This window comes from Peribacillus butanolivorans (assembly GCF_001273755.1).
GTDB classification, from domain to species: Bacteria; Bacillota; Bacilli; order Bacillales; family DSM-1321; genus Peribacillus; species Peribacillus butanolivorans.
Window position 1 is genome coordinate 4,041,764 of the sequence record NZ_LGYA01000001.1, and the last position, 22,430, is coordinate 4,064,193.

20 protein-coding genes and 1 pseudogene are annotated in these 22,430 nt (G+C 39.0%); 1 reads left to right on the forward strand and 20 read right to left on the reverse strand.

The window, feature by feature from the left end; all coding sequences use genetic code 11:
• Nucleotides 1-242: 242 nt before the first annotated feature.
• The 20 genes and pseudogenes from AKG34_RS18635 to AKG34_RS18730 all read right to left on the reverse strand — a co-directional run bounded on the left by AKG34_RS18635 (nt 243) and on the right by AKG34_RS18730 (nt 22,092).
• On the reverse strand, nt 243-929 hold the full coding sequence (locus tag AKG34_RS18635; protein ID WP_053347471.1) for an FMN-dependent NADH-azoreductase: 687 nt from the start codon (nt 927-929) through the stop codon (nt 243-245).
• 51 nt (nt 930-980) lie between these two features.
• Complete coding sequence (locus AKG34_RS18640; protein ID WP_053348160.1) at nt 981-1,826, reverse strand: VOC family protein; 846 nt, start codon at nt 1,824-1,826, stop codon at nt 981-983.
• 7 nt (nt 1,827-1,833) lie between these two features.
• On the reverse strand, nt 1,834-2,238 hold the full coding sequence (locus tag AKG34_RS18645; protein ID WP_053347472.1) for a DoxX family protein: 405 nt from the start codon (nt 2,236-2,238) through the stop codon (nt 1,834-1,836).
• 352 nt (nt 2,239-2,590) lie between these two features.
• Nucleotides 2,591-3,841 (reverse strand): ABC transporter permease, encoded by a 1,251-nt coding sequence (locus AKG34_RS18650; RefSeq protein WP_053347473.1) that lies wholly within the window; start codon nt 3,839-3,841, stop codon nt 2,591-2,593.
• On the reverse strand, nt 3,834-4,733 hold the full coding sequence (locus AKG34_RS18655) for an ABC transporter ATP-binding protein (RefSeq protein ID WP_053347474.1): 900 nt from the start codon (nt 4,731-4,733) through the stop codon (nt 3,834-3,836). Before AKG34_RS18655 ends, AKG34_RS18650 begins: the two co-directional genes overlap by 8 nt.
• 481 nt (nt 4,734-5,214) lie before the next feature.
• Entirely contained in the window at nt 5,215-6,036 is an 822-nt protein-coding gene (locus AKG34_RS18660) for a nicotianamine synthase family protein (RefSeq protein WP_053347475.1), read from the reverse strand.
• Nucleotides 6,014-7,352: pseudogene (locus AKG34_RS18665) on the reverse strand (MATE family efflux transporter). Before AKG34_RS18665 ends, AKG34_RS18660 begins: the two are co-directional and overlap by 23 nt.
• Before the next feature lie 100 nt (nt 7,353-7,452).
• Entirely contained in the window at nt 7,453-8,217 is a 765-nt protein-coding gene (locus tag AKG34_RS18670; RefSeq protein WP_053347476.1) for an ABC transporter ATP-binding protein, read from the reverse strand.
• The gene (locus AKG34_RS18675) at nt 8,214-9,014 is read right to left on the reverse strand and encodes an ABC transporter ATP-binding protein (protein WP_330219159.1); all 801 of its coding nucleotides are present in this window, start codon (nt 9,012-9,014) and stop codon (nt 8,214-8,216) included. The genes AKG34_RS18670 and AKG34_RS18675 overlap by 4 nt, the downstream gene beginning before the upstream one ends.
• On the reverse strand, nt 9,011-9,787 hold the full coding sequence (gene nikC / locus AKG34_RS18680) for a nickel transporter permease (protein WP_236695023.1): 777 nt from the start codon (nt 9,785-9,787) through the stop codon (nt 9,011-9,013). Before nikC ends, AKG34_RS18675 begins: the two co-directional genes overlap by 4 nt.
• A gap of 62 nt (nt 9,788-9,849) precedes the next feature.
• Nucleotides 9,850-10,794 carry a nickel ABC transporter permease gene (gene nikB, locus AKG34_RS18685; protein ID WP_053347478.1) on the reverse strand — a complete coding sequence of 315 codons (945 nt, stop codon included), beginning with the start codon at nt 10,792-10,794 and terminating at the stop codon, nt 9,850-9,852.
• Entirely contained in the window at nt 10,795-12,330 is a 1,536-nt protein-coding gene (nikA, locus tag AKG34_RS18690) for a nickel ABC transporter substrate-binding protein (protein ID WP_053347479.1), read from the reverse strand.
• An 880-nt stretch (nt 12,331-13,210) separates the two neighbouring features.
• Entirely contained in the window at nt 13,211-13,657 is a 447-nt protein-coding gene (locus AKG34_RS18695) for an OsmC family protein (protein WP_053347480.1), read from the reverse strand.
• A 29-nt stretch (nt 13,658-13,686) separates the two neighbouring features.
• Nucleotides 13,687-14,424, reverse strand: a complete 738-nt coding sequence (locus tag AKG34_RS18700; protein ID WP_053347481.1) for an amino acid ABC transporter ATP-binding protein — start codon at nt 14,422-14,424, stop codon at nt 13,687-13,689.
• A 15-nt stretch (nt 14,425-14,439) separates the two neighbouring features.
• Entirely contained in the window at nt 14,440-15,084 is a 645-nt protein-coding gene (locus AKG34_RS18705) for an amino acid ABC transporter permease (protein WP_053347482.1), read from the reverse strand.
• 33 nt (nt 15,085-15,117) lie between these two features.
• Nucleotides 15,118-15,948 carry a transporter substrate-binding domain-containing protein gene (locus AKG34_RS18710; RefSeq protein WP_053347483.1) on the reverse strand — a complete coding sequence of 277 codons (831 nt, stop codon included), beginning with the start codon at nt 15,946-15,948 and terminating at the stop codon, nt 15,118-15,120.
• Nucleotides 15,945-16,565: a TetR/AcrR family transcriptional regulator gene (locus tag AKG34_RS18715; protein WP_152952313.1), complete on the reverse strand. Its 621-nt coding sequence runs from the start codon at nt 16,563-16,565 to the stop codon at nt 15,945-15,947. The genes AKG34_RS18710 and AKG34_RS18715 overlap by 4 nt, the downstream gene beginning before the upstream one ends.
• Nucleotides 16,566-16,811: 246 nt before the next feature.
• The gene (locus AKG34_RS18720) at nt 16,812-17,957 is read right to left on the reverse strand and encodes a mannitol-1-phosphate 5-dehydrogenase (protein WP_053347485.1); all 1,146 of its coding nucleotides are present in this window, start codon (nt 17,955-17,957) and stop codon (nt 16,812-16,814) included.
• A 5-nt stretch (nt 17,958-17,962) separates the two neighbouring features.
• Nucleotides 17,963-20,053 carry a BglG family transcription antiterminator gene (locus AKG34_RS18725; protein WP_053347486.1) on the reverse strand — a complete coding sequence of 697 codons (2,091 nt, stop codon included), beginning with the start codon at nt 20,051-20,053 and terminating at the stop codon, nt 17,963-17,965.
• A gap of 86 nt (nt 20,054-20,139) precedes the next feature.
• The gene (locus AKG34_RS18730; protein ID WP_053347487.1) at nt 20,140-22,092 is read right to left on the reverse strand and encodes a PTS mannitol transporter subunit IICBA; all 1,953 of its coding nucleotides are present in this window, start codon (nt 22,090-22,092) and stop codon (nt 20,140-20,142) included.
• A gap of 283 nt (nt 22,093-22,375) precedes the next feature.
• On the opposite strand from AKG34_RS18730, the gene AKG34_RS29735 reads away from it, so the two are divergent.
• Nucleotides 22,376-22,430, forward strand: a 55-nt coding sequence (locus tag AKG34_RS29735) for a helix-turn-helix domain-containing protein (RefSeq protein WP_377428655.1), incomplete at its 3' end; no start/stop codon positions are given.

A 22,430-nucleotide genomic window follows, 5' to 3' on the forward strand; every position in this document is an offset into this window, starting at 1 on the left:
GGATGGAAGAAATTTGCGACACTCCTGCCGAATAACTGGCTAGCCGAGACCCCACAGACGCTTGCGGCGAGGAGGCTTGGCAGACAGTCGGCGGAAAGGGAGCGGATTTCTGAAATCAACTGAAACGTTTTTCAATAAAAAAACTGCAGGCAAACTCGCTTTCTACGAATTTGTCTACAGTCTGAAGGCCTCCGATTGATATGGAGGGCCTTCCTTTGCCTGCTATTCTTTTCATTTCACAATCAGAATGTTTCAGCTGCTTTTGCAACGTTTTCCAAACCATCCGCGATGATTTTTTGTGTGCGATCAGGATACTGATTATGTCCTTCAATAACCACTTCTTCTGGATTTTTGATGCCCCATAGGCTAATGATGGTTTTCACTAAGTTTACAGCCATTTCAGCAGAAGCCATTCCTTCTACGGAATAATCTGAGCCACGAGCGTTTAAAAGCATGACTTTTTTATCACCAGCATATCCAACAGGACCTTCCGCTGTATAATTAAACATTTTTCCAGCTTGAGCCAAATAAGAAAGGTACGTGATTAGCGGAGCAGGTACCGTTGAATTCCATAAAGGAAAAGCAAATACTACTTTATCCACAGCAAGGAATTGATTTAAATATTGATCAACTAAACTAGCTGCTTTTTCTTCTTCAGGTGTCAGTTCAAAACCTTGGTTTCGTTTATACATCCCAGTTATCGCTGTATTACCATAGTACGGTAGCTCTTCTTTAAATAAATCTAACTCAATCACTTCATCCGTACCATTCGCTTCTTTATAAGTTTTTACAAATGTATCATACATTTTTGAGCTAATTGCCTGGTCTGCTGGACGATCGTTTGCTTTGATAAATAATACTTTTGTCATTTTTTTATTCTCCTCTGCACTTGTATCTTTATTTCCAAATAACTTACTGAAAAATCCCATTTTTTCTCACCAATGCTTTCTGAATATACTATAGTTCCAACCCTAAAGGCTTTAGATAACTAAATGAATCTCATTTCCTGACGGATCTGTGATGACATAAAAATCGTCTTCTTTTGTAGCTTCAGCACCAATTTTGTTTAGGTTTTCAATCACTTTGTTTCTCGCTACTTCATCTGCAAAAACAAGTGAATACCAGTTGAGCCCTACACTGTTTTTCTTTGGAGCAGGAGCGCCAACGCCATTCCATGTGTTTAATCCGATATGATGATGATATCCGCCGGTTGAAGTAAAGAGAGCCCCTCCAAATCGATTCACAATAGTAAACCCAAGACCCAACATGTAAAACTCTTCTGTTTTTCGTAGATCCGCTACATGTAAATGAATGTGTCCCATTAACGTACCAGCAGGCAGTCCGTTCCACTCGGCGTCACTTTCTGCCAGAAGGCTGTTTCCATCTAACGGGTCCGTTCCCATCGCAACTTCTCCATTTGACCATTTCCAGTCAGAAGATGGACGGTCCCAGTAGACTTCAATGCCATTTCCATCCGGATCAGTAATGTACAGCGCTTCACTTACATCATGATCCGAAGCTCCAAACCGGTATTCTATTTGAAGTAAATGACGTAAAAAGATCGACAAGTCAGCACGGGTTGGTAGCAAAAGAGCAAAGTGATATAAGCCTGTTGTTCTTCCTTCTTTTGGAATTACATCAGCGGGCTGCTCAAGCGTAAGCAACGGGGTTTTACCATCTGTTGTTAAAACAGCTTTACGATCCGTTTTTTTCAATAATTGGAGACCTATGATATCTTGATAAAACCTGATGGCATTATCCAAATGCATGACATTAATACTAACTTCCCTAACAAACGTAACGGGCTTTTGATGAAATTCCCCCATCATATTGTTACTTCCCTTCTTTATTAAAGAGTTTATTATCTAAAGAAAAAAGCGAGCGATTTGCACATGCTAGATAAACGGACATAGCAAGCAGTGCTAAGTCCAGCTCGTATCCTGCCATTTGTCCATTGCCAAGAAATCCAGCAGGTAATTTAGCCGTGAAAATGGCACCCAGCATAATAACGACAAACAAGATAGAAACGATTCGTGTTCCAAAGCCAACTATTACTGCAAGACCTCCGACTAATTCGATAAATGCTACCACATAAGCCATGAACCCAGGAATTCCGAGGCTATCAAAGAAGCCTGCCGTGTTACCTATTCCACCTTGAAACTTTGAAACTCCGTGAATGAAAAAAGTAAGACCTAAAATTATCCGTAAAAAAACTTGACCAGCTTCATTTCTATTCATGTTATTTATTCTCCTTTTTTGTTGGTTACTTTATGTAAGTAATTATATTTTAATAAGCTTATATTGTCAAGTAAGTTTAATAGACTTACATTAAACTTAACAAATCCCCCTATGTATCTTTCAATATATCGAATGAATTTCGAAGGACTATCTTGTCTAGAACAGCTGAATTAGTTGGGATCTTATTGGAGTTAATAAGTGTCAGTACATATGAAGGAAGGAATAGTAGAAGTAAATAAACTTATTCCTTAGAAAAAGTCATAAGGGTTTTTAGGAGCTGAACTCATAAATCATGAAAAAAATAAAAAAACCTGAATACCTCAAAAAAAAGTGAGGGATCCAGGTTTTAAGGTTAATTTTTCTTTGATAATTGCAATGCATTTTTGATGCTTTTTAGTGATTTTGAGCTTCCATACATCAGGACTCCACCACGATAGATTTTCGCTCCGATAATACCAAGTAAAATAATTGTTAAAATCAATACAGCAATGCTTATTGCGATTTCCCAGAAAGGGACATCAAGCATTCCTACACGCAAAAACATAATCATTGGAGTGAAAAATGGAATGAATGATGTAATGGTAATATAACTAGCTGAAGGATTCCCTAGTCCAAACATCGCAATCATAAAGGCAATGACAACAAGCATGGTCATCGGTGAAATCATTTGCTGGACATCTTCAATTTTGCTGACAACGGACCCAAGACAAGCCGCAAGTGTCGCGTACAGAAGATAACCAAGCAATGCAAAGATGATCGCATAAATGATCGTTGAGATATTGATGCTGCCGAAACCAAAAAATGCGAAAAATCCTTCATTCATGCCTGTCAAGTTTTGCTTAATTGATAAATAACCTAATCCAAAAAATAAAATCATTTGTGTAAGACTAAGCAAAGCTACCCCCATTATTTTGGCAAACATCTGCGTGACTGGCGGGACACTTGAAATCAGGATTTCCATGACCCTTGATGTTTTTTCAGTGGCTACTTCCATTGCAATCATCGTTGCATACATCAACACACCAAAGTAAATAACGAATAAAAGCACATACACGAGACCACGGGCTTGATTGAGGTCTTCTTCTGTTTTTGCATTTTCCTGAAGTGCAATCGTTTCAAAGACTGGCGGCGTATTCAATTGAGTGATTTGCTGCTCTGTCAATTTCAATTCATTCGCTGTGATTTGGCTTTTCAGTTGGGTAAGTGCGAGAAGCAAATCATTACTTACCATTGAATCTGAAATTTGATTCGCTTTATACGTTCCCTTAAAACCTAGGCTGTCATCCTTTTCGATTAACAGATACCCAACGATTTCTTCTGCGTTAACCATTTCATCCGCTTCCTTTTCATCTTGGGCGGATATTATCGAGAGCTCATCGTTCACACCTGCTACCGCAGTCTTATAAGAATCAAATAAACTACCTTCAGTCAGATCGATAACGGCAACCTTTTCCTGATCATCACTATCGAATGTATCAATAAACTTCGAAATATTTGTAAGAACAAGAATCAATGCCATCATAATGACTGTAGAAATGATAAAGGATTTCGTTTTTAATTTTGATAGATATGTATGGGACAGAACAATCCAAAATTTATTCATAGACTGCACCTACTTTTTCAATGAAAATATCCGTCAGCGATGGTTCTTCCAATTCGAATTTTCGAACGAACCCTTTTGGAACAAGATCACGAATCATGCTCTCAGCTACATCTTCACCAGTGACTTGAAGAATTTTCCCTTCCATCGTGTCCTTAACTTTTGTTACACCAGGATAAGCATCCAAGAAAGATAAATCAAAATCAGCTTTAATTGACACATTCTTTTTTCCAAAAGAACGCTTAATTTCTTTCAATTTCCCAGCCACTACGGGGGATCCTTTATGCATAATGCAAAGATGCTCACACATCTCTTCAACATGCTCCATACGATGACTTGAGAAAACAATCGTCGTGCCGCTGTCCCTCAAGTCGATGACCGCCTTCTTCAGCATTTCCACATTAACAGGATCTAGTCCGCTAAAGGGTTCGTCAAGAATAAGCAATTCCGGTTTATGAATCATGGAAGCGATCAACTGGATTTTTTGCTGATTTCCCTTTGAAAGCTCTTCAACACGCTTATCGATGTACTCTGGCACCATAAAACGATCAAGCCAATATTCTAACTCTTTCAATGCATCTCCTTTTCTCATGCCTCTTAATCTAGCTAAATATACAATCTGATCGCGCACCTTCAGCTTTGGATATAGTCCGCGTTCCTCAGGAAGGTAACCAATTAATGAACTGGTCGTATAATCGATTTTCTTGCCATCCCAAACTATTTCTCCTTCGGTTGGGTCAAGCAAGCCAAGTATCATACGAAACGTGGTTGTTTTCCCTGCACCATTCCCTCCTAAAAAACCAAACATTTCTTTCTCGGGGATAGTGAAATTTAGATTATTAACAGCTGTGAAATCTCCAAATTTCTTTGTGATTTCTTTGATTTGTAAAGCCAATGTACAACCTCCTATGACATTATTCATATTCCATATTAATAGAAAACTTTTCCAATTACAACTACCTTAGAGGAGCAAGAACATCTCTCCGCCACCATTCCGTTTGTAATTATATGCAAATTTCCACAAATAAAGTTCCAATATTTAACCCCAAACGACTGCCACATAGACAACCTTTGGACACTTCCCGTTTTTTTCTACGAATCTTAAGAAAAAAATTCCTTTCCTCTTATTGCTACAGATTAGGCCAATGATAATGACTTCATGGAAATGCAAAGGCGATTTTCACATCGATATATAATAGACTCTCAATTCAAGTATTACTCGCAAATCAAAATAAACTAGTCATGCAGGAGTGCCTTATTCTTATCCTAATTGGCTGTTCACACCTGCTGGGGTAACTACTCCCTCCCGAACCTTTTAGTTTAATAACTTACTCATATAAAAAAACGAATTGCCGAAGCAACTCGTTTGATGGGTTTTACTGTTTGTATGTGTATAATATTGTTGAATTAATGATGAAAGAATCTGCAATAGTTCTGCCGACTTCTTCACATGCCACTTTGTGAAACTTTGTTGCATCGACTTGTTCATATAATAATTGATGTATGCCATCCACCGATCTAATGGCCACTATAGCCTTTGGATTCGTCTCAAATATTTGTTTTAAAATATCCTCTTTATTAGGAACAAGGCTGGCAATCCAGATAAGATCATATCCACTATAATCATGTAGAGCACCATCTTTTAAAATATAGCTTGAGTTCCTATCAATATCTAAATCTTGTATGAAACCCTGGCCATATGTATAAGCCTGCTTATCAATATCGAGACAGGTCATTTTTGAACCCAATTCTTGTTTAAGCAGTAAGGGGCTTAAAGGTAAAGGACCCGCTCCTATAAATGCGAACGAATGAAAATCATTTTTTACTTTTTTTAGTTCATGTATTTCTGTTTTGATCAGTTCTTTGTAGTTATCCCAATAAATAAATGAACGAAAGTCATCTAAGGAATTCACCTTGCCAATAAATAATTTGGCATAGTAATCCTCCATTAAGGTTTCGGCAATCGTCAGCTTTTCAAGCATGGTTCCCCTAATTGATTTAATCTCCTTATCGTTAAGAATATCTTCTGCTATGGATTGATCTATTGGTTTAGAAAGAATGGAAACTAGTTCAGATAAAACGTGATTAATTATCTCATTATTTGGTGATAAATCTTGTTCTGCTAGTAAGATTTTATATGTTTCTGTATATGTATTAATGATTTTTTCTTGTTTTCTAGCTAATTCGATTGTCTTCATGTCTAACACTCCTCTTAGGAAATAATTTATGACTTAACTGTGGTATATGCAGTGCTAAAAATACTGAACGCCCTAAGCTAAATACAGTAAAGGCCAACCATAACGCATGGTTTTGAAACGAAGGCACAAAGATATATAAGGTTATTAAAAAAACGATTAAGGAGTAAATCATTGAGTTCCGAATAGGCCCAGCTTCTGTAGCCCCTGTAAAAACACCGTAGAAAACGATGCCTACACTTGCCGAAAGAGGAAACAAAATAAGCCAGATTCCATAATCATTTGCCAAATCAATGACACTAGGTATGCGTGTAAATAGTGAAATGATGTAATCACTAAATAGATAGTAACTGGCAGCAATCATTAGAGAGGATAGGCCCCCCCCACTGCCAGGACAACATAAGGGTCTTCTTATACAAGTGCTTATCCTCCGAACCAATGGCTTTTCCAACAAGAATGCTAGAGGCATTTGCGAACCCGTCAAAGAAGTAAGCCATTATATAGTGAATTTGAATAAGGACGGCATTGGCTGCCAATATCTCCGTTCCATATGACGCGCCCTTTGCCGTAAAGATATTAAAAACAGTTAGCAAACAGAGCGTTCTGATAAATAAGTCTCGATTCACCGCCATCATTTTTTTAAAAGACAACGGGTCAATCATCTCTTTAAAGGGAGGTATTTTAATTCGATAGGGCGTCGCTTTCCAAATAATAAATAGCCCAATGAAAAAGGCTGTTACCTCTGATAGAAGAGTTGCTATAGCTACTCCAGATACACCCCATGCGAAAACATGGACAAACAACAAATCCAGAACAATGTTCATGAGGTTCATAAACACTTGTAGCACTAACGAAACCTTGATTTTGGACATTCCCATTAGCCATCCTAAGATAACGTAATTCATTAAAGTAAATGGAATTCCCCAGATTCGAATGCTGAAGTATTCAGAGGCATATAAGTGAACGTCAGTGTCCGGGTTTATCAAGGTTAATGAAATATGTTCAATCGGACCTTGAAGCAGTATAAAAAATATTCCTACCGCAATCGCTATTAATAACGGCCTGATAAAGGCTAACATTCCTTGTTGTTCATTCTTTGCACCAAGTGCTTGTGCAGCAAATCCAGATGTACTCACTCGCAAAAAGCCGAACAGCCAATACATGGTATTAAAAATAATCGTACCTACAGCTACACCTCCCAAATAAGCCGGATTGGGTAACTGACCCACTACTGCCGTGTCCACCGCACCTATTAGAGGTGTCGTTATCGTCGAAATGGTCAAAGGAATGGCTAAGGCTAGATATGATCTGTGATTCACCGCATTTCCCCCCTTATGGTTCAAATCCTTATCTGTCGTTAATCAAAATCATTACGATTTATATTTTAAACAGATAGAGCGGTTTTCCTGATGTTCTTCATCATTCAAACATGGTTAATAATTCTTGTGTGTATGAATGACGGTCCATAGAAAAGAGGTTTTCCCTCTCGAATGAATCAACAATGACACCCTCTTTCATCACCATGATTTTTTGACTCATCTCATGCACAGCCGCCAGGTCATGAGAAATAAAAAGATATGAAATATCCAACGTCACTCGTAGTTCATCTAACAAACGCAATACGGCTGCTTGTGATAGCACATCAAGACTTGAAGCCGGTTCGTCTAAAATTATAAGCGCTGGTTCAATACTAATAGCGCGTGCAATGGTCACTCGCTGCTTCTGTCCTCCACTTAGTTCATGCGGAAATCGTTCAGCAAGTTCCGTTGGAAGTTCTACAGCTTCTAATAGCTGGGCGACAAAGTTTTCTTCACTTGTATACTGAAATTGTTTCATCTTAGCTTGACTGCTGTATTGCAGGTAAGGATCTATTAGCGAATCTTTTATCCTTAGTTTTGGATTCAACGCTGAAGCAGGGTTTTGTAAAACCGCTTGGATGTTTTTTCGGTACGGCTTTAAATTGCGCTCGCTTTTGTTTTGCAGAGGCGTCCCCTCGAACATGATTATACCTTTATTAATAGATTCAATCTGTAAAATGCAGCGAGCAAGCGTGCTCTTCCCGCACCCACTCTCTCCTACTAAACCTAGGCACTCTTTCCTCTCCATGCTAAAATTCACGTTTTTAAGAACTTCCACACCGTTATCGTACGTTTTATGGACATTTTTCACTTCTAATAAACTCATCCTGACACTCCTTCAAGTGTTAATGAACTCCTGCTTCTAAGTGATGGCGATGATTGAATCAGTTTATCTGTATAAGCGTGCTGCGGATGATTCAGCACCTGATTTTTATCACCGGTTTCTATGATTACTCCTTCTTTCATAACAGCAATTCGGTTCGCATATTTCTTCACATGACGCAAATCATGGGCAATGAACAAAATTGCACAGCCGGTTTCTACTTGCAACCGGGATAACAATTGCAAAACCTTAAAAGAAGATACACTGTCCAAAGCAGTAGTCGGTTCATCTGCTATCAATATATCTGGTTTAAGCAGCAGTGCTATCGAAATGGACACACGTTGAAGCTGCCCCCCGCTTAATTGAAACGGATATCTTCTATAGATATCTTCATAAAGGCCAACGGAAATAAGCGCTTCCACAGCTTGCTGCCGTCTTGCTTTTTTAGACAGTTTAAGGTGCGTCCGCTGATACTCCTCGAAGTGTTGTCCAATGGTAAGAAACGGAGTAAATGAACCTTGGTAATCTTGAAAAATATAAGCTAGGTGCTTTCCGCGAATTTTCCGCATTTCAGAGGAAGACAGCGTTAATAAATTCTTTTCTTGATACCATATTTCTCCCTTTGCTTGGAGATTTGGCGCTAGCAACTGTCCGATTGCCATTGCTGTCATGCTTTTGCCGCTACCACTTTGACCAACAAGTGCGAACCACTCTCCTTTATGGATGTCTAACGAAATATCTTTGACAATCCTATTTTGTTTTCCTATAACAGATAGATGATTAACGGTTAAAATACTCACGATTCCACCTCCTTTTTCACATCAAATTTATCACGCAAATAATCACCGAATAAGTTTGATAAAAGAACGACAAATCCAATAGCAAGTCCGGGATAAATCATCAGAAACAGATTGGATTGAAAGTAAGGACGGGCGTCATTGAGCATTGCTCCCCATTCTGGTGCTGGAGGCTGCGCACCGAGTCCAATATAAGACAGGGAAGATATGAGTAAGATGATTTTCCCTAAATCGAGACTTGCCAGTACGAGTACATTCCCAATAAGGTGCGGAAATAGATGTTTTCGCATAATTCGGAAGGAACTAACTCCATTAATTTTAGCTACCGTCACATAATCTTTCTGACGCTCAGTAATCACCGTACTGCGCACAAGCCGAGCATAGTTCACCCATTTCACTACAACAATGGCCAACAGCAGGTTCTCTATTCCCGGACCTAATAGACCACTCAACACAATAGCTACAATCGTATCTGGAAACGATAAAAAAGCATCTGCAATACGCATGAAAATTCGATCGATCAGACCTCCTTTGAATCCAGAAATCACCCCAAACGGGACGCCGATTATAACAGCAACTAACAAGGATAAGAGCCCATAGCCAACCGTCAGCTTTGTACCAAGCAGCAGACGCGTTAATACGTCACGCCCTAAGTGGTCCGTGCCGAGCGGATGTTCTAAGCTTGCTGGCAATAATCTTTCAGCCAGATTGACTAGTAGCGGATCATGTTTCAGGCCAAGAAAGGTGTACGCTGCAACAGCAAACACAAAAGCCATCGTTGTATAAATAGCAGCAGCTTTCCATCGTCTTTTAATTTGTTTTCTGAACACTAATTCCATCATCTATTATTCCTTTCCTTTAGTCTTAGCTCAGGATTCAAATATCGGTAAGTTAAATCCACTGCGCTATTTACCATAAATACAATAATAGCCATAATTAAAATGTATCCTTGGATGACTGGGTAATCACGAGACCGAATGGAGTCAACGACCATCTTCCCAATACCAGGATAGGCAAAAATCACTTCAACCACGACGACCCCGCCGATCAAGCTGCCAAGGCTAACGCCGAATACAGTTATGACCGGCGGTAAACTATAGCGAAATGCGTGGGCAAAGAAGATACGTATTTCTGAAATCCCCCTTGACCGGGCGGCTCTGATAAATTCATGACTAAGCGAGTCAATCAAGCTCGAACGCAGCAAGCGGACGTATACACTTGTAATGGCAAGGCCCAAAGTAACCGACGGCAAGACCATTGAAATGAATCCGTCCCTTCCCATTGTTGGAAATACCCCCCATCTCACCGCGAATAAATCAATCAAAAGTAGTCCCAGCCAAAAGCTAGGGATAGCTGCGCCTAATAATGAGACTCCACGACTTATCTGGTCAATCCAACTGCCTCTATATAAAGCAGCAAGCGATCCTAAAGGAATGGCTATACTAAGCATGACAAGTAAAGCACCCATTGACAGTTCAAGTGTCGCTGGCAGACCGCTTAAAATCATTTTCATCACAGGCTGATTCGTAATATAGGAATTTCCGAAATCTAATTGAACAAAGTCCGCAAACCAATGGCCATACTGCACAAGCAACGGATCGTTGAATCCCAATTCTTCACGAAGCTCATAGACTTGCTCGTTTGTGATCGATACATCATCCACTTGAAGAATTGATAGTACCGGATCACCTGGAGCGAGCCGCACAAAAAGAAAGCTGATAAATGTAGTAACAAGGATAAAAATCACAACCTCGATAAATCGCCTGCCTAGAATGCGGAACATTTACTTCACATCCAGTTCATTCGTCAGCATGTAGTATTCACTTCGCGAAGTGATCCAGTTTTCAACTTTATTGGAGTTATATGCAACAAGTGTGTTGGGATGTAAAATAAATGAGTTATATACTTGTTCATCCACATACATCGCAATTTCTTCAGCTAAATCTGAACGTTTTTTCTGCCCAACCGTTACGTTTAACTTGTCAATAAGTGCCGTCAAGTGATCGTCATCCGCACCACTGAAGTTTAAGGCGCCATTTGGATGATACGTTGCATTTAAATAGTAACCGGCATCTCCGCGCGGTGCCGTTAAATTACTGTACGTTGTTAAATCCCAATCCCGATTGGCAGCCATATACTCTTCCGGGATTTCAATCTGTTTGATTTTCACATCAATTCCTAGCTGCGCAGCATCCGATTGAAATACTTGAGCGATTAACGGTAAATCGGCACGTGAACTGTAAGTAAGAAGCGTAAACGAAAGCGGTTTGCCGTCTTTTTGCATAACATCATGTACTTTCTTATATCCTGCTTTTTCAAGATATTCTCTAGCCGCTTCCATTCCGTTCTCTTTTTTTGGATAGTCTGGAGCAAATGAGAACGTAGATGGAAAAGGTCCTGTGGCAACTTCTGCATGACCTTGTAAAATCGTATCCGCAATGGATGAACGATCTATCAAAGCATCTATAGCCTTACGAACGTGTATATCTTGCAGCGCTTTCCGTTCTAAGTTCATCGTCATTTGATGTACACGGAAAGTAGATGTGGACTCCACAGTTACCCCATCTATAGCTTCTAAATTTGCTAGGCTTTCAACTTCTGGACGGAAGACAATATCAGCATCTCCTGATTCAAGTGCAAGAGAGCGCGCGTTGGCATCTTCATTAAACGAAAATCTGGCTTTCTCCAGTTTCGCGGCTCCAGCCCAGTAAGAATCGTACCGCTTAAGATCCACTGCAGTTCCTGGTGTGAATTTCGACACGGCAAAAGGGCCTGTCCCAATTGGTTTGTTTATAAAGTCACTTTCCGTTACGTCAAGAATCGATGTGTTTGGATGAACCAATTCAGATGGGAACTCCGGAAAGGGAACTTCTGTTTTAATCATTAAAGTATTTCCTTTTGCTTCTATCGAATCAATGCGCAAGGCATTCTTAATCGCTAGACTATCTTTCATCGCCCTCTCTAAAGATGCCTTTACTGCCTCGCCATCCATAGGTTTTCCATTCTGAAACGTCACTCCCTCCCTTAGATTGAACTCCCATAATTGTCCATCTTTACTATTCCAGCTTTCAGCCAGCCAAGGCTCAATAGTCAAGTCCTTATCATTGAGATGTACCAAAGTTTCAGTAATTCCTGCACGAAGTGACACATAGCTTGTATCAACATTAGGATCAAGCGAGCTAGTGGCAAAATTAAAAAGTAAATTCACTTCTTTTTTCTTTTTCTCTTGTTCTTTTGCAGTCTCGGAAGAACATGCTACCAAAAGAAAGAAAAAGACTGCTAGAAATAGAATAAATAATGATTTGTATTTCCTGAACATAAGATAATCCTCCATAAATATTTTTAGTTTTATATCAGTTGTCGAAAATCGTATTGATTACGATTTATATCGCAGTTTTACTATCATGATTTGACAGGAAATAATTTCTTGATATTACTAGTGAGAGATTTCTCCAATCAGAAATCATTCAAATTGTCCCTTGTTTATAGGTTCCTTACTATGTATGGATTGGATAATCTTCTACCTTCTTTCCTGCTTCTCCTTTCTCCAAACTTACGCGAAGAGGACTAAACTCGAGTTAATGAACGAACCCATGAGTAAATGCACTCAATTCACGAGTAAAAGTACCAAATTCACGAGTAAAAGTGCCAAACTCACGAGTAACTGCGCTAAACTCACGAGTTAAAGTACCAAACTCACAAGTAACTGCGCCAAACTCTCGAGTAACTGCGCCAAACTCTCGAGTAAAAGTGCCAAACTCTCGAGTAACTGCGCTAAACTCACGAGTAAAAGTAATAAACTCACGAGTAACTGCGCCAAACTCTCGAGTAAAAGTGCCAAACTCACGAGTAAAGGCGCTAAACTCACGAGTAAAAGTACCAAATTCACGAGTAACTGCGCTAAACTCACGAGTTAAAGTATCAAATTCAAGTAAGTGCTATATTCTCAACATAAAAAGACCCCTTCATCACACAAATCAAAATAATTACGATTTATACTATAAAAAAATCCTTTTAGTTCAAGAATTATCACTATAGATGTAACTATTTTCTTGACTGTCTCTCATTATAAAACGTAATGATTACTATTTACAAGCGTTAAATTTATATTCCTAAGAAATATCCTTTTTCTTATTCCTTTAAAAAAACATAAGCACCGTAGAGATTTCTCCACAGTGCTTTTGAAAAGTTAAAGGTAGTTATTCTCCTTGGTTTTGATCAGTAACTATTTTTGCTTGTTCTTCCCCATTTAAAATCAGCCGGAATGAGATATCGGCTTTCAAAGAATCTGATACCGCACAGTATTTTTCTTTGCCCAGATTAATTGCCCTCCAGATTCGTTTACTGTCCACTTGCCCATCAATGATGAAAGTCACAACAATGGATGTGAATCCTTTTGGCAATTCTTCTTTTCTCGTACCATCTGTTTCAATTTCAAGCTTGTCCACAGATGACAAATAAGGTTTCAGTATCATCGTGACATCAATTCCAATGCAACCAGCTAGAGAAGCCAGCAGCATTTCAGTTGGTGTACATCCTTTTCCTTCGCCTCCATATGCAGGAGTTGCGTCCATACTTACTTCATAACCTGAATCTCCAACAGCCGTGAAAGCGCGCTGGCCATTCCATTTTGTTACCACTTTCATAATAATTCCTCCAGCTCTCCTTATATTAACTACATTTTCTTCAAAAATTTCTTGGCTCGATCGGTTTGTGGTTGTGAAAAGAATTCCTCTGGTGGACCTTCTTCAACAATGACACCATCTGACATGAAGACGATTCGATCAGCAACTTCCTGAGCAAAAGTCATCTCGTGTGTAACGATAGCCATGGTCATTCCATCTTGAGCAAGTTCTTTAATTACAGCCAACACCTCATCTACCAACTCTGGATCTAATGCAGACGTTGGTTCATCGAACAATAAGATATCCGGTTCCATGGCAAGTGCTCTTGCAATCGCAACCCTTTGTTGCTGACCTCCAGATAATCGGGAAGGATACACATCTTTTTTATCAATCAAACCTACTCTTTTTAACAGCGTTTCCCCTTTTATCTCTGCATCATTTTTCGACCATTTTTTCACAATTAACAGTGCTTCGATAACATTTTCCAATACCGTTTTATGCGGATATAAATTAAATTGTTGAAAAACCATTCCCGTATGAAGACGGACTTTTTTAATTTGTTTATTGCGCTCTTTATGACTTTTTTTCGCATCAACGACAATGTTGCTCACTTCAATAGTTCCACTCGTTAATTCTTCGAGACCATTTATACATCGAAGCAATGTACTTTTACCTGAACCACTCGGTCCAAGAATCACAACAACTTCGCCGCTGTTCACTTGTAAATTAATATCCTTCAACACTTCTAATGTTGAAAAACTCTTCGATAGGTTGTTGATGTTTATCATTCTACTTCACCATACTTAGTCATATATTGATAACCGTTTTTCAATTCTTTCCAAGACAAAGGAAAATCCTGTACTCATGATCCAATACATTAGCGCAATTGCTAAATAAAATGGCATGTACACATAGTATTGAGCGATTAATAATTGAGCTGAACGCAATAATTCGGTAACCGTTATAACGGAGACAAGTGATGTCTCTTTTAACATCCCAATAAATGTATTGCCTGCTGGCGGGATGGCCACCCGAATCGCTTGAGGGAAAATAATCCTGCGCATCGTTTGATATGGCGACATTCCAGAAGCATATGCCGCTTCATATTGTCCTTTAGGGATAGATTGAATCGCTCCGCGTAATGTTTCAGACAGGTAAGCCCCAATGCTAATGCTTAACGCAATATAAGCCGCTGTTAGTGGTTGAAGATTTAATCCGTAATCAGCCAGTCCATAATACACAATAATAATTTGGACCAAAGTGGGAGTACCTCTTATGATGGAAACATATGCACGAGCCATCCACCTAATAAACTTATTACCTTTTAGTCTTGCAACCGCCACAATCACAGCAATAATCGATCCAAAAAACATTGAAATAATGGTGATAAGGAGCGTATAATACGCTCCCTTCAATAAAAATGGTAGGTTAACCCAAATAACATCCATAACTTTGCTTGTATCCTTTCTACTACTAAAGGTTTATTCTTGTGGCTCTTCCCCAAACCATTTCACAAAAATCTCATTATATGTGCCGTCTTCTTTCATATCAGCTAGATGTTTATTCAATTCTTTCAATAATGATTCATTGCCTTTACGAATCGCGATTCCTGCTTTATCAGATTTTACCGGTTCACCAACTGCTTTGATCTTAAATCCATTACTCTCTACAACTGGTTTCAACGCATACATATTATTAATGGTTGCATCGATTCTTCCAGAGTCCAAATCCTTTAATGATGTAATAACATCATCATATGCTTTAATTGTAAAATCCCCCACCTCTGGAAGCAGCTCTGTACGAAGATATGTTTCGTCATTAGTACCTAGCCCTACTCCAATGTTCTTGCCTTTGAAATCTTTTACAGACTTAATCGAGTTATTATCTTCTTGAACGATTACCTTCACATGGTTAGTGATATACGGTTCCGTAAAGTCCATTTGTTTTTTACGTTCATCAGTAATGGTCATTTGACTAATAACTGCATCAAATTTTTTTGTTTGTAATCCTGCCACCATACCTGAAAATTCTTGAGAAACAAATTCAACATCCACTCCAAGACGTTTGGCCATTTCTTTCGCGATATCAGCATCAAATCCATCCATCTCTTTCTTATCATTCAAGAAATTGTATGGCTGATATGTACCCATAAGCCCTACTTTAAGTGTTCCGCGATCTTTGATTTGTTGTAATAAATCTGCACTGCTTTCTTTATTTTCGCTTGCCTTATCATCTTTCGAACCACAAGCACTTAATATCAAAGTAAAGGCTAATAATAATACCAATGTAAGGTATGAATATTTTTTCTTCATAATAATCTGTCTCCTTTATATGTTCCTAATAATCCAAAAAATTCGAATCTGACCATTTCTTTAGCCAGTTCCGCCGTTGTTTTGTTTCGTATATGCGAACCCTCTGAGACCGGTCCGAATAACCATCTAGATAGGATTCCTTCAAATAAACTCATTAATAATGCAGCTTGTAAACCAGGATCCCTTTCCGGTAGAATGTTTAGCTCCATCGCTCTTTTGATATTATTTTGAAAAGCTTCTTCCACCTTCAATCGAGTTTCAATAATCACCTGTTTAAGTGACTCTTCACCGTCAATTCCTTTGAATATCATTTCCATCATATATCGATTAGATGCGGAAAAATCAAACAACTCTTCAAATAACTTTTCAGAGGAATTCACAACATCCTTAACAGTTCCAGGAAATTTTCGATGTCCGTGCGCTACAACTTCCAGAAGTCCGTTCCGCCCTTGTTGAATAATTTCTAAAGCAATAGCTTCTTTACTTTTAAAATGCCAATAAAAAGTTCCCTGCGCAATACCCGCTTCTCGAACGATGTCAGAGATCTTCGTTTTATGATAACCAAGTGAAGCAAAAAGTTGTTGCGAAATCTCTAATATTTGCTCTCTTCTATCCACCTTTTCTGTAGAAATTCTTTCTCACCTCCCGATTGATTAGTCAGTCAGTATTATCATATAAAATTACTGTTCTGTAGTCAATTATCTTTAGTGGTTTAGTTGGTATTAGGGGGAATTTATTTTATCCTTTTGAGCATTGTATAGCGTAAAGCAATTGATCACGTAAGTACTTTGCATCCCCTCAGCAATATTCTTAAGTTAAAGAGCTCCTGAAAATTCATTTCAGGAGCTCTGGTCATAAACTATTTATTTCTTTAACTCATTGTAATGACTGACAACTTCTTTGGTAATTTCGCTATTTTCGTCTAAACCACTAACTTCTTTAAGAACAGAAGGTACACCGTTTTCTTTCACCATCGCTTGCAGCCTTAGTGCTTCTTCATCCTCGTTATAGTTAAAGAGTAAAGCTGCCGCTATTGCCTTCGCTAGATGTGTATAGGAAAGTCCAGCTTTCTTCGCTTCTACTGCAGGGCGTACAAGACGGTCGTTTGGTCCAAGCTTACGAAGAGGTGAACGGCCTACTCTATTTACTGAGTCATTTAAGTAAGAATTTTTAAATCGGTTAATAATCTTGTTAATATATTGCTGATGCTCGTCTGGGTTCAACTGGTATTCCTTTATTAAATAGGCTCCAGTTTCATCTAATGTGTTCTTGACTTGCTTTACAATGCCTTCGTCTTCCAATGACTGGTCAATCGTCAATTTGTTATCCTTAAGATAACCCAAGTAAGCAATGACAGCATGTCCTGTATTAACGGTAAAAAGTTTTCTTTCAATGAATGGAGCGAGTTCTTTTACAATGGTCATCCCCTCAACGGCAGGAATGTTTTCATTCGTTTCAACGACCCATTCATAATAAGGTTCTACCAAAACATCGAGGGAACCCTCGTTATTTTGAATCGGAACAATTCGATCAACAGCTGAATTAAAGAAGAATACTTTATCAGCTAAGTTTGCCTTTGTATCTTGATCTAAGTTTTCTAGAATGTATCCTTCTAAAAGATCTGTTGCTGATATTTGGTTTTCGCAAGCAATCACATATAGTTTTTCATCGGTTTCCTTCACTCTTGAAGTTAACCCTTTTGCAATTAAAGGTGCGATGTGAGGCAAAATATTCGGACCGATTGCAGTCGTAAGGTATGTTGCTTCCTTAATTGCCTTGATGATTTCCTCTTCCTGCTTTAAGCTGTTTAAACCTGATACATTTTCTACTGTGACCGATTCTTGCTGATCAGTCGCCAATTTGACTTGGTATTGCTTTTTATCATTTAACTGGTCGATGATTTGATCAGCTATATCTACAAATGTTACATGATATCCAGATTGTGAAAAGAGTGCCCCAATAAATCCTCTTCCAATATTCCCTGCACCGAAATGTACTACTTGTTTCATTTCTATCATCCCTTTATCAAGTTAGTATATAAATAATCCAAAAATATGGCTTCCATTCTACTGCGAATTACTTCTTCGTCTGATGATGAAAAAATCATTATAGATTCATTGCTTTCAATTAAACTTGAACTGATTAAGCTGACGATTTCCTGCTGCTTCGCACTTAATTCTTCAGGAGCAAGCATCAGCAACAGGTTTTTCATATACACGTCTTTTCCGTCCATTCCTCTTACCACACAGAGTTCATCTAAGTGGGCCACCTGGAAAATCAGCTCTTTCACATTCTTATGTCTGGTATGAAAAAGGCCCATTCCAGTGCCTGGAATACCTAAACCACCTTTTTTTTCCCGTTCGTTAAGGGATCCAATCACATCATCCGCATCCATTAGCAGATCTTTCTTTTCAGCCATCCGAACCATTTCTTCGATGATTCGCGGATGTCCTTTCAGATGAGGCAGCCGATAAAACCGGAAATTATTGATAACAGCGTCTATTGCTTGTTGGACGTCTTTCAGTTCCTGCAATACTTCTTTCAATTCGCCATTCTCTTTTTTTGGCAGGGAATCCTTTTGGGCTGAATGACTGCTATAACGCTTATTCTTAGTGAAGTTTTCAATATTCTTCCTTAAATAATTCCTGATGTTCAATATATTCTCTTCACTCAAAAGAGGGGATACGAGGATATAATCCATATCGATATACGGAAGCCGAACGGTAGAAATGATTACATCATAGTTTTTCAGGCTTCCCTGCTGCTGGATATCTTTGATCGTCTTGATTTCTACAGTCTGGATTTCTATGATTTCTTTTTTGATCCGGCTTGCAAGCATCTTCGACGTACCTATACCTGTCGGACAAACAATGAGTGCCCTTATTGATATTTCTTCCTCCCGCATCACTAATGCAGATCCGAAATGAAGGACAATGAAGGCTATTTCATCTTCAGGAAAATCTTTAATTTCTTTGAATCCCTTTTCCAGACTGGTCTTTACTGCTAAAAAGAGAACCGGATACTTTCGTTTAATATCTTCCGTTAAGGGATTATATAATCCCATTTCCTGTTTGATCCGGAAAAGCGATGGTTCCATATGGGCAAGGAGCCCTTGATACAATGGGAAATCCTTGGTCAAATCGATTTGCAATTGAGCAGAAACATCTTTTATCAAGTTCCTTATCAGCTGGCCTAGCACCACACTGTCATATGGAACGGCATCCGCCGCATGAAGCTTGGAACCTTTAAGGATGGCGGCCAGGTAGCTTATATCATCGATGGTAAAAGAGACATCCAGCATGATGCTGAGTTCCTTGCCTATTTTATTCATAAGATTATTCTCATCCGAAAGTTCTCTTATTTTCTTGAAGTCCTTCTCCAAAAAAAATTGGCTTTCATTCCTTTGCAGGGTTACATAAATATGCACAATTAACCCTATATACCCGCTATCCGCCAAACGCGAATGGACACTGTTAAAGGTCGAGTTCAGCACCCCATCAATAGCCAGAAGATAATCGGGATCGAAATAGTCGAGGATTTTCCCTTCTGGGAATTTTCCTTCTTGCAACAAAAATAAACTTTCAATCAGCTCTTCATTAAAGAAGTGCAAGAAATAGGCAGCCTGAGCTTTCCGTTTATTTTCTTCAGTGCCGGTAAGCTCTATTCCGACTCCCCTTTTTCTGGTAATCACGATATTAAAATTTCTTATCCACTCAGTCAGTTCGTCTAAATAGGTTGAAAGAGTGGTTATGCTCATACCGAGATCCCCCGCTAGAGCTTGAGTTTTATATGATTCTTCCTGCAATAAAGCTAAAAGAAGATGCAACTTTCTTTCTTGTGGCGTTTGATCAATCGGATGATTACCCATCAGGTGCTGTACGAGCCTAAAGATTTGTTCATTCTTCCCATCGATGGACAGCCCTTCATGTGTATTGCGTGTTAAATGCAACTCAAAAGATTGCAGGATTTTTTCTATGGCCTTCAGATCACGTTGAACCGTCCGGACACTTACATTCAGTTGTGTTGCAATGGATATCGCCGTATGTTTTCCTGAAGTTTTTATGATCAATTCTATGATTGATTTTTCCCTTGAAGTAATATACATGCTACCAACTCATTTCAGGTGGAGTAACACGAGAAAATACTGAATAGAAAAGCGTAAAACGCTTTTCTATTCTTGGTTAAGAGTATTTAATTATTTTTAACGTTTATAATATCCATCAATTCCCTGGCTGATGTGGCTTTAACCATCTTTTCAATATTCTCCATCTCCGAGCAAGTAACCGCTATGCCAGATAGAATTTCAAGATGTGTGCCATCCTTGCCGGCTATCCCGAATATTAACCGAGCCTTTTGCCCGTCAAAATCGACACCGTTTGGTATCTGTAAAACGGTAAATCCAGATTTAAGGACATCTTTCTTAGCTTCCTCAGTTCCATGTGGAATGGCTACATCATTTCCCATATAGGTTGAAGTCATTTCATCACGTGCAATCATCGCTTCAATGTAGCTTTCCTTAACGTATCCTGCATTTACTAAAGCTCTTCCCGCAAAGCGGATTGCTTCTTCCTTATTGTTAAAATGTTGATTAAGGAAGACATTTTCTTCGCGAAGCAGATCATTATCATCCGGTGCATCTTCTTCACCTGCATCGATGCCAGGTTCAATTGAATGTTCACGAACACCTGGAACTTCCTCTTCAGCATCTTCGACAATCTCATGAAGCTCGTCAGTACCATCAGCCTGAAGCCGTGCTAGCAATGAATCGTATTCAGGACTTGATAAGAAGTTATCGACAGATACATGAAAAGCATTCGGCACTTTATTTTGTGCTCTTGGAGTTAACTCTTCCTGTGTAATAACAATTTGTGCGTCAGAAGGAATGTTGCTGATTGCTGTATTTGTAACATCAATATTCAAACCAGCTTCCTTTACCTTTTTGCGCAGGAGGGAAGCACCCATTGCACTTGAACCCATACCAGCATCGCAAGCAAAAATAATTTTACTGACGTTTGTTGGCATAGTACCCGGATCTGAAGCAAATACATCAGCAACAGAACTTTTCTTCCCTTTCATTTCTTGCATTTTTTTCGCAGCATCTTCGATATTTTCCTCCGTCTGTTTACCTGTTTTCAAGACGAATGCAGCTACGATGAATGATACAATTGCAGCTACGATCACACCTGCAAAGTTAGCAATATATGCGCCCATATTATGCGGAGTTACCGCTGTAATGGCAAGAATACTACCTGGCGAAGCGGGAGCGAACAATCCGCCGCCTAAAAGAACTAAAGTGAAAACTCCGCTCATGCCTCCAAGAATGACCGCTAAAAATAACATCGGTTTCATTAGAATATAAGGGAAATATATTTCATGGATACCACCGAAGAAATGAATGATGGCAGCTCCAGGCGCCGATCTCTTCGCAGTACCTTTTCCGAAGAAGCAATAAGCAAGCAGAATACCAATACCTGGTCCAGGATTTGCTTCAAGCAGAAACAGAATGGAAGATCCAGTTTGTTTAACTTGCTCTACACCGATTGGTGAAAGGACGCCATGATTAATTGCATTGTTTAAGAACAATACTTTGGCAGGTTCGATTAGAATACTTGTTAATGGCAGTAAACCTGTACCTACAAGCCAATCAACACCTGCTACAAGCCATCCTGTAAACACGTCAACAGCAGGACCTATCGCTAAGAAAGATAGAATGGACAGCAAGCCGCCAAGAATCCCAGCTGAGAAATTGTTAACAAGCATTTCAAAACCGGCTTTTATTTTTCCTTCAATAAATTGATCGAATTTCTTGATAACATAACCGCCAAACGGCCCCATGATCATTGCACCAAGGAACATTGGAATATCAGATCCAACAATAACACCCATAGTCGCAATAGCACCAACTACGCCCCCTCGGTGATCATGAACTAACTTACCACCTGTATACCCAATTAAAAGCGGAAGCAAGAAAGTAACCATTGGGCCAACCATTTTGGCAAGGCTTTCATTTGGGAGGAAACCAGAAGGAATGAATAGTGCAGTGATTAACCCCCAAGCTATGAAAGCTGATATATTCGGCATGACCATTGAACTTAGAAAGTTACCGAACTTTTGAACAGCAACCTTTATATTAAAGTGAGCCATTTTGCTCTCTTCCCTTCTTATTATAGTTTCACCTAATGTTAAGGTACGGTACATCTACATTCAATAAAAGAAAAAGCTAACTTTGTCGCGAGAGAGAAGACAAACATAATGTTTCTCTTAATTCTAGTTTTATCATTTCCCGCCAGAATACTCCCTCTTCAAGCGTGTGAAGGGCGAGAGCCCAACGGTAAGGGGGAGATGAATGGCGGTTGGTATAAGCCAAAGTAATCTTTTGACAAACATACGTTCGATGATTAATAATAACTATAAGGGGGTGAAACCAATGGTCGTAAACAAAGCTTATAAATTTCGAATCTATCCAACTAAAGAACAACTAG